Genomic DNA, 1,386 nt, shown 5'->3' with positions numbered 1-1,386 from the left:
TCCGCACCGCCCTGCGGACCGGCCTGACGGCGGGACTTCTGCGCGAGGACGCCGGGCGGCGCGTCCCAGCCCTGCTCCAGCGGCCCCGCGTGCGAAGGGTCCGTGCTCCGCGCATCGTTCCTGGGCTCGGGCTCCGGGGCGGGGGCGTCGTCCTCGGGGGCATCCGGGGCGTAGTCCTCGGGATGGAAGGCCTCGAAGCCGGGCGCGGCCTCCTGCGTGTCCGCGGAGGCCTCCTGCTCCGTGGGCGCGCGGCTGTACGGGGCGCGCTGGACGATGGACGCCTCGTGCTCCTCGGCGTGCAGGTCCTCCATCTCCGCGCCGGAGATGGGCTCCAGCTGGAAGGGCTCCACGAACGGCACGGGCCCGGGGGCCGCGAGGCTCACCTCGTTGGGGAACAGCTCCGACACGAAGCGCCCCACCTCCTCCGCGCCGGGCAGGCCGCCGCCCGCGGAGAGGAAGTTGCGCAGGGCCTGGGCGAACTCGCCGCACGAGCGGAAGCGCCGCTGGGGCGCGGGATCCAGCGCGCGCATGATGGCCGGATCCAGCCGCGAGTTGATCCGCCGGTCCAACCGGCTGGGCGGAGGCAGCGCCTCGCGGCGGGTGCTGACGCCGCTGCCGGGCACCACGGCCTCGCGCAGCGTGAGCAGCTCGTAGGCGATGGCGCCCAGCGAGTACACGTCGGACGCCTCCGTGGGCGTCTCCCCGCGAGTGACCTCCGGCGCGCGGTACGCGCTGCGGCCCCGGTGCGCGAACGTGCGCTTGAGCTGGGGCACGGACAGCAGCGCCTGGAGCGCGCCGAAGTCGCAGATGGCCGGGAAGCCGTCGCGGGACAGCAGCACGTTGCCGGGGGTGATGGCCCCGTGGACGACGCCCGCGTCGTGCGCCAACTGCACGGTCTCCAGGAGCTGGATGACGATGGAGAGCGCCACCGTGGGCGGCAGCAGCACCTCCTTCGTGTTGAGGCGCTGGAGCGCGATGCCCAGCGTGAAGCCGTCCACGTCCTCGCGCACGATGGCGAGCCGCTGGCGCACGAAGCCCACGTCCACGACGTGGAGGAGGCCCGGGTGGCGCACGGGCTGGAGCCGCCGCACCGTCTCCGCCAGCTCGCGGGCATAGCCGGGGTCGGAGGTGCGCGGCAGGAAGAGCTTCACCGCGACGGGGAGGGTGGGCAGCAGCAGGGCCTCGTACAGCTCCGCCAGGTCCCCCGCCTCCGTGCGGCCGGTGAGCCGGTACGTCCCGCTCATCGGGGCTTCCGGGGCGTCTTGGGCGCGCGCGCGCGGCGGGACACGGCGGCGAACATGAAGCCGCACCAGACGCACGACTCACCGCGCCGTCCGCGGGGCAGCTCCAGGGTGCAGCCGGGGCAGCGCGGCCGGGGCCGGGCGG

1 protein-coding gene is annotated in these 1,386 nt (G+C 75.4%); it reads right to left on the bottom strand.

The window, feature by feature from the left end:
• The coding region (locus tag ACLEQD_RS43410) for a serine/threonine-protein kinase (RefSeq protein ID WP_410391794.1) at positions 1-1,244 on the bottom strand (1,244 nt) is incomplete at its 3' end.
• Positions 1,245-1,386 lie beyond the last annotated feature (142 nt).

It is taken from the genome of Corallococcus sp. 4LFB, from assembly GCF_046520365.1.
Classification (GTDB): Bacteria; Myxococcota; Myxococcia; order Myxococcales; family Myxococcaceae; genus Corallococcus; species Corallococcus caeni.
The sequence above is the reverse complement of the archived record's forward strand: the minus strand, read 5'-3'. Positions and strand labels throughout refer to the sequence as shown.